Genomic DNA, 7,233 nt, shown 5'->3' with positions numbered 1-7,233 from the left:
CACGCCGTCCTCCACGACGACGGGGGTGGCGGAAGCGGGCTCTACCACGCCGGCCAGCACGGCCCCCGCGCCGATGTGGCAGCGGGCCCCCACCGTGGCCCGTCCGCCCAGCACGGCCCCCATGTCGATCATGGTGCCCGGACCTACTACCGCGCCGATGTTGATAACGGCCCCCATCATAATGACGGCCCCTTCGCCGATTTCCACCTTCTCCCGGATGATGGCGCCGGGCTCGATACGGGCTTTTACCCCCTTCAAATCCAGCAGGGGCACGCCGGAGTTCCGGCGGTCGTTCTCAATGACAAGGTCGGCGATCTTCTCCCGGCTGGCCTCCAGAAAGGGGCCCAGCTCTGCCCAGTCGCCGAAGACGGTGAAGCTGTTTTGACCGCCGAAGACCTTGGCGGATCCAAAGTCCACGGGAGCGGTGGTGTTCACATAGAGCTTGACCGGGGTCTTCTTTTCCGAGTTCGCGATATAGTCGATGATCTCCTGTGCGTTCATAAAGAATCCTCCATAAAGATGCGGCTGCGCTACCGTCGCAGGGGCTGGGTTAACCACTGCATGACGCAGCAAGATAACGTTTTTTTACGTTTCTTTCAAGAAAAGTAACTCACTCTCCAAACAGGATTTTTTGCAGGTCGTATACCCCGTTGGGCTTCCCTGGCAGCAGCCGGGCCATGTGCAGCGCGCCGTTGACGAAGATTTGACGGCTGGCGGCCCGGTGGGTGAACTCCAGCTCCTCGTCGGGGCCGAAGAAGTGGACGGTATGAGTCCCCGCCACGGTACCGCCCCGGAGGGAGTGGACGCCGATTTCCTCCTTCCGCCGCTGGCCGGTGTTTCCCTCCCGGCCATAGACCGGGGCCAGGGCGCGGGCGGGGTCGATGGCCTCCAGCAGCAGCTTGGCGGTGCCGCTGGGAGCGTCGGCCTTCTGGTTGTGGTGGGTTTCCGTCAGCTCGATGTCAAAGTCCGGCTTCAACACCCCGGAGACTGCCNCCAGGGCCCGGTAGAGGACGGCCACGCCCAGGGAATAGTTGGCGGACCAGAGCACCGGGGCAAACGCGCCCAGGCTCTCCAGCAGGGCGTGGTCCGTCTGGGAGAGGCCGGTGGTGCCGGAGNGCAGGGGCGTGCCGGTCCGGCGGACATAGGACGCCACCTCCGGCAGGGAGCCGGGCCGGGAGAAGTCGATGACCACGTCGGCCGCTTTTCCGAGCTTGCCCAGCTGGTCGATGTCGTTGATGTCAAAGGCGGCCTGAATCTCGTCTCCGGCGGCCTGAGCCGTCTCCCGGATGAGGGAGCCCATTTTCCCCCGGCCAATCAAAATATAGTTCACAGCAGACCCGCCTCCTCCAGCGTGGCCCGGAGGGCCGCCTGATGCTCGCCGCTCATCTCGCACAAGGGAAGGCGCATGGGGCCCACGTTCAGGCCCATCATGTTCATGGCGGACTTGACGGGGATGGGGTNGACCTCCATGAAGAGGCCGTTCATCAGCTTTAGGTATTTCAAGTGGTTTTCCAGGGCCCGGGCCTGATTTCCCCCGGCGTAGTCCGCCACAATCTGGCGGCACATGCCAGGCATCACATTGGCGAAGACGGAGATGACGCCGCTTCCGCCGATGCTCATCAGGGGCAGGGTGATGTCGTCGTTGCCGGAGTAGAGGGCGAAGTCCGGCCCCACGCAGTGGGCGATTTTCATGGCGTAGGACATGTCCCCGCTGGCCTCCTTGATGCCGCAGATCTNGGGGNGCCTGCTGAGCGTTTCCACCACGGAGACGGGGATGGAGCAGCCTGTGCGGCCGGGCACGTTGTACAGAAGGCAGGGAATCTTTACCTTATCCGCCGTCTCGGCGAAGTGGCGGACCATGCCTTCGGGGTTGGCCTTGTTGTAGTAGGGGGCNATGAGCAGCAGGGCGTCGGCCCCCATGTCCTGGTACTCCACGCTCTTTTCAATTTGGGTGGCGGTGCAGTTGGAGCCGCTGCCCACGATGACGGGCACCCGGCCGTTTACCACCTTGACGGTGTGGGCCACCACGGAGGCGTCCTCCTCATGGCTCATGGTGGGGTACTCGCCGGTGGTGCCCAGGGTGAGGATGCCGTCGGTCCCGGCGGCGATCTGCCGCTCCAAAAGGCCGGTGAGCACGTCGAAGTTGACGCTTCCGTCCTGGCGGAAGGGGGTAATCATGGCGACGATGGAGCCGGTGGGGTTGTTGAATTTCATTTGAATGCCCTCCAGTTTTGTATAGAGTCGGGGATGGGAGATCGTATAAAAAAGCCGGTAGAGGCCGCGCTCCTACCGACAGGCTCCACGCCGAAAACGGCGGTTCTGTAAGCGGATAGCGCCCCCGCGGCTTTGAGCCGCGGACAGTCCCGGAGGTTTTTCCCCCGGGCCCATCCTCCGCCCACGCCTGGGCGGAAGATTCGGCGGAGCTGCCTCCCTCGCGTTCCCAGCCTGCCGGCTCCCGCGACCTCATCGTCTCCGCGCCTCTATCTCATTTTTGGCTATCNTATNATCTTCCAAACCCGGTTGCAAGGGGAAAGGCGCAAAAAGTCCTTGTGGAAACCGACGAAAACGCCGCCGCCCCTTGCCGGGAAGCGCCGGAACGTGCTATATTGTGGTTTGCTGAATAAAACGCAAGGAGGCCCCGCTATGCAGCCTGTAGTTGAATACCGCCGCGCCCTGCACCGCATCCCCGAGCTGGACGACCGTCTGCCGGAGACCTGCGCCTACGTTCATTCCGCCCTGGCCAGCTTTGAGATGGAGGCGTTTTCTCCCATTCCCTCCAGCGTCTGCGCCTATCTGGACGCCGGGAAGGCCGAAACCGTGGCCTTTCGGGCGGACATGGACGCCCTGCCCGTTGAGGAGGCCACCGGCCTGGAGTTCTCCTCTGAAAACTCCGGGGCCATGCACGCCTGCGGCCATGACGGGAACACCGCCATGGCCCTGGCCCTGGCGGAGTACGCCGCCGCCCGCCGGGCGGCGCTGCCCCGGAACGTCCTCTTTCTCTTCCAGCCCTCCGAGGAGACTACCGGAGGGGCGGAAAAGCTCTGTGATACCGGAATCCTGGAACGGTACCATGCCGCCCGGGTCTTCGCCATGCACCTGTGGCCCAAGCTGGAGCAGGGACGGGTTTACTGCCGCCCCGGCCCCATCATGGCCCGGTCCAACGAGGTGACGGTGCGCCTCACCGGGAAGAGCGTCCACATCGGCAAGGCGGCGGAGGGCGCCGACGCCCTGGCGGCGGGGGCGGAGTACCTCCTGCGGGCCTATGAGATGGCAAAGNCCCTGCCGGGGNAGGAGCCGGNGGTGCTGCGCTTTGGAAAGATGGTCTCCGGCACGGTCCGCAACGCCGTCAGCGGCAGGACGGTGCTGGAGGGGNGCCTGCNCACCTTCCGGGACGNGGCCCAGGCCCTCTGCCGCCNAAGGCTGGAGGAGATCGGCCNGGAGGTCGCGGCGGAAACCGGCTGCGGCGTAGAGGTTCATCTAAGCNAGGGCTNCNCNGCCGTCTGNAACCACGAGGGGCTTTACGAGNCGGTCCGCGCCGGGCTGGGGGAGCACGCCCCCTTGCCGCTGGCGGCCCCCACGCTGACGGCGNAGGACTTCTCCTTCTACCAGCGGCGGGTTCCGGGCCTGTTCTTCCTGCTGGGCGTGGGGGATACGCCGGAGCTTCACTCCCCCGAGTTCTGCTTCGACGATGAGACGGTCCTGCCCCAGGGCGTGGAGTTCCTGAAGCGGCTGCTCCTGCTGGAATGACGCAGGGGCCACTTGCAAATGGGAAAAAACGGGGTATAATAGAAAGGGAAACCATATTTTAGGAGGAACGCTCCTTATGCGAAGACCAAATGCCGTGCAGACCCTCGCCCTGGGCTTCGCCCTCCTGATTTTGACGGGGGCGTGCCTGCTGGCCCTGCCCATCGCCTCCCGAAGCGGGGAGGGCATTCCCTGGACCAGCGCCGTGTTTACCGCCGCGTCGGCCTCCTGCGTCACGGGACTGACGGTGTACGACACCGCCACTCAGTTCAGCGCCTTCGGCCAGGCGGTCCTGCTGCTGCTCATCCAAATCGGGGGCCTGGGCTTTGTGACGGCCTCCCTCCCGGCGGCGCTGCTGGTCCGGCGGCGGGTGGGACTGCGGCAGCGGGCCCTGCTTCAAGACAGCGTGGGGGCTTTGCAGCTGGGGGGCGTGGTACGCCTGGCCCGGNGGGCCCTGCTGGTGACGGTTTTGTGCGAGGGACTGGGAGCCATGTTGTTGGCCCTCTGGTTCTGCCCCCGGTACGGCTTGGGAAAGGGCCTTTGGATGGCGGTGTTTCACGCCGTCTCCGCCTTTTGCAACGCGGGCTTTGACCTTCTGGGCACCGGCGCGTCCATCACCACGGAGGCGGGGGAGCCCCTTTTAAACCTCGTGCTGATGGCTTTGATCATCTGCGGGGGCCTGGGCTTTTTGGTGTGGGACGACATCCTGACCCACGGGCGGCGTTTCCGCCGCTGGCGGCTCCACTCCAAAATCGCCTTTACGGTGACGCTGCTTCTCTTTGCCGGGGGCGGGATTGCCTTTTGGTTTTTGGAGGCGGACCACGCCTTCGCCGGGGCGGACGGCCCCACCCGGGCGCTGATGGCGGCGTTCCAGTCGGTGACGGCCCGGACGGCGGGCTTCGCCTCGGTGGACCAGTCCTCCCTGAGCCAGGGGGGCGTGCTTTTGATGCTGGCTTTGATGTTTGTGGGCGCGGCCTCCGGCTCTACGGGAGGCGGCGTAAAGGTGAACACCTTCGCGGTGCTGGCCCTGGGGGTCCGGGCCCGGATCTGGCGGCAGGGCGACGTGAACGTCTTCCGCCGCCGCCTGGACGAGGGGGACATCCACAAGGCCTACTCCACCGCCGGCATCTACCTTTTCNGGGCCCTGTGCGGCTGCATGGTGCTGTGCGTCCAGGGCGCGGGCCTGGTGGACGCGCTGTACGAGACTTTTTCCGCCATGAGCACCGTGGGCCTCAGCCGGAACCTGACGGGCTCGCTGCCGCTTCTTTCCAAGTGGACGGTGATTTTGATGATGTTCGCCGGACGGGTGGGCAGCATGTCTGTTGCCATGGCGGTGACAAAGGGGCGGGACGCCGGGAACGGCCTGCGCTATGTGCCGGAGAAGATTTTGATTGGTTGAGAGGGAGGACGGAGCATGAAATCCTTTTTGGTCATCGGCCTGGGCCGCTTCGGGCGGCACCTGACCCGGTATCTGCTGGAGCTGGGGAATGAGGTCATGGTGCTGGACAAGGACGAGGAGAAGGTGGCGAAGGTGGCGGGCATGGCCACCGCCGCCTGTGTGGGGGACTGCCAGGACGAGCAGGTGCTGGAGTCCCTGGGCGTGCGGAATTTCGACATCTGCTTCGTCTGCGTCCGGGACGATTTCCAGTGCTCGCTGGAGGCCACGGCGGCCCTGAAGGAGCTGGGGGCCCGGTTCGTGGTGGCCCGGGCGGACCAGGAGCGGCAGATTAAATTCCTGCGGAAGATCGGGGCGGACCATGTGGTCCACACGGAGATGGACATGGCCCGCCGGGCCGCCATCCGCTTCTCCGCCGAAAATGTCTTCGACTACTTTGAGCTGACGCCGAANTTCGCCATCTTCGAGCTGGAGATCCCCGAGGAGTGGGAGGGCCACACGGTAATGGAGCTGGAGGTCCGCCGGAAATACAACGTCAACATCCTGGGCGTGAAGAGCGGCGACGTGGTGGTCCCCCTGGTGGACCCCAACTACCGCTTCCGGGACGACGTCCACATCATTGTGGCCGGGGACAAGGAGGCGGGCATCCGCCTGATGAATTTACATTAAATTTCAACATAGAATTCGAGGTTTTGCGCATGCTGTTTCTGAGGTGATGTTTCATGTCAGAGGNCAGGCGCGCGGTGAATAACCTTGACGATGGNAAGCCCTTTCTCCGGCTGGAGCCGGAAAAGAGGATCTGCCCCATTCAGGACCCGGATTCCATCTACAAGTACCCCTTGGCGACGTCCGAGGAGATGGGCTTCCGGGTGCTGGACAATTTTCCTGAGGAGCACATTCAGTAGCCGCGGAAAACGCGCCCCCTCCGGCCAACCCGGAGGGGGCGCGTTGGGAGCGTTATTTGCAGGAGGCCAGGTCCCGGAGGAAGTCCTCCACCGCCTGTTCCGGCGTGGCCCAGCTGGCCACCAGGCGGATCATGGTGTGCCCCGCGTCTACGGCGTGGTCCACCTCGAACTCATAGCCCATGTCCTGGAGCTTCGTGACCGCTTCGTTGGGCAGGACGGGAAACTGCTGGTTGGAGGGGGACTCCACCGGCAGGGGATAGCCCAGGGCGGCCACCCCGTCCCGGAGGCGGAGGGCCAGGGCGTTGGCATGGCGGGCGGCCTCCAGATAGGTTTCATCCTCCAGCAGGGCCTGGAACTGGACCCCCAGCAAACGGCCCTTGGCCAGCATGGCCCCCCGGCGCTTCATGTGCCAGCGGAAGTCCGGACGGGGCTTGGCGAAGACCAGGGCCTCGCCGAAGAGGGCGCCGTTTTTGGTGCCGCCGATGTAAAACGCGTCGGTGAGGGCCGCGTAGTCCGGCAGGGTCAGGTCCCCGCAGNCCAGGGCGGGCCNCTGCAGGGCCCCGTCCAGNAAGAGGAGGAGGCCGTGCTTGCCGCAGCACGGCCGGAGGGCCTGGAGCTCCGCCTTGGAGTAGACGGTTCCGATCTCCGTGGTGTTGGAGACATAGACCATGGCGGGCTTTACCTGGTGCTCGTCGCTGTGGAGCTCCGGCACGGACTCGATCATGGCGGGGGTCAGCTTCCCGTCGGGGCTGGGGACGGCGATGACCTTGTGGCCCGTGCCCTCGATGGCCCCGGTTTCATGGACGTTGACGTGGCCCGTGTGGGCGGAGATCACCGCCTCATAGGGCTTCAGCATGGACTCAATCACCAGCAGGTTTGTCTGGGTGCCCCCCACCAGGAAGTGGACGTCCGCGTCCGGCGCGGCGCAGAGGGAGCGGATGAGGTCCCGCGTTTTTTGGCAGAGGGGGTCCAGGCCGTAGCCCCGGGTCTGCTGGAAATTGGTCTCGGTGAGGGCCTTTAACACCTTGGGGTGGGCCCCCTCGCTGTAGTCGTTTCGGAAACTGTACATGGCGAACCTCCAGAAAGTAACAACCGCAGGGAAGAACTGTTACGGAATGTTACAGATTTGATGTTGAAATTATAGCGCGAATCCTGTATAAAAACAAGGAACAGAACGAGAGAATTTTC

General features: G+C 64.5%; 8 protein-coding genes and 1 riboswitch. Of the genes, 4 read left to right on the top strand and 4 right to left on the bottom strand.

All coding sequences use genetic code 11. The annotated features are described in order from the left end of the window. The 3 genes from dapD to dapA all read right to left on the bottom strand — a co-directional run. Positions 1-501: 2,3,4,5-tetrahydropyridine-2,6-dicarboxylate N-acetyltransferase (dapD, locus tag JX325_RS02700; protein ID WP_204789642.1), on the bottom strand; the 501-nt coding region annotated here is incomplete at its 3' end. Positions 502-610: 109 nt separating this feature from the next. After that, positions 611-1,330: a 4-hydroxy-tetrahydrodipicolinate reductase gene (dapB, locus tag JX325_RS02695; protein ID WP_204789641.1), complete on the bottom strand. Its 720-nt coding sequence runs from the start codon at positions 1,328-1,330 to the stop codon at positions 611-613. Beyond that, positions 1,327-2,214, bottom strand: coding sequence for a 4-hydroxy-tetrahydrodipicolinate synthase (gene dapA, locus JX325_RS02690; protein WP_204789640.1), 888 nt, complete (start codon positions 2,212-2,214; stop codon positions 1,327-1,329). The genes dapB and dapA overlap by 4 nt, the downstream gene beginning before the upstream one ends. Positions 2,215-2,322: 108 nt before the next feature. Continuing rightward, positions 2,323-2,491: riboswitch (Lysine riboswitch) on the bottom strand. Between the two features lie 152 nt (positions 2,492-2,643). On the opposite strand from dapA, the gene JX325_RS02685 reads away from it, so the two are divergent. The 4 genes from JX325_RS02685 (at position 2,644) to JX325_RS02670 (ending at position 6,045) form a co-directional block, all read left to right on the top strand. Continuing rightward, entirely contained in the window at positions 2,644-3,747 is a 1,104-nt protein-coding gene (locus JX325_RS02685) for an amidohydrolase (protein ID WP_204789639.1), read from the top strand. 76 nt (positions 3,748-3,823) lie between these two features. Then, a complete protein-coding gene (locus tag JX325_RS02680; protein WP_204789638.1) occupies positions 3,824-5,143 on the top strand; it encodes a TrkH family potassium uptake protein in 1,320 nt (439 codons plus the stop codon). Between the two features lie 15 nt (positions 5,144-5,158). Beyond that, positions 5,159-5,809 (top strand): TrkA family potassium uptake protein, encoded by a 651-nt coding sequence (locus JX325_RS02675; protein WP_204789637.1) that lies wholly within the window; start codon positions 5,159-5,161, stop codon positions 5,807-5,809. Between the two features lie 74 nt (positions 5,810-5,883). After that, on the top strand, positions 5,884-6,045 hold the full coding sequence (locus JX325_RS02670; protein ID WP_243413885.1) for a hypothetical protein: 162 nt from the start codon (positions 5,884-5,886) through the stop codon (positions 6,043-6,045). A 52-nt stretch (positions 6,046-6,097) separates the two neighbouring features. On the opposite strand, the gene JX325_RS02665 is transcribed toward JX325_RS02670, so the two are convergent. After that, positions 6,098-7,114 carry a low specificity L-threonine aldolase gene (locus JX325_RS02665; RefSeq protein ID WP_204789635.1) on the bottom strand — a complete coding sequence of 339 codons (1,017 nt, stop codon included), beginning with the start codon at positions 7,112-7,114 and terminating at the stop codon, positions 6,098-6,100. Positions 7,115-7,233 lie beyond the last annotated feature (119 nt).

The sequence above is a fragment of the Oscillibacter sp. CU971 genome, assembly GCF_905219725.1.
GTDB lineage: Bacteria > Bacillota > Clostridia > Oscillospirales > Oscillospiraceae > Oscillibacter.
Note: the sequence above shows the minus strand (reverse complement) of the source record. Positions and strands in the feature narration are given on the sequence as shown.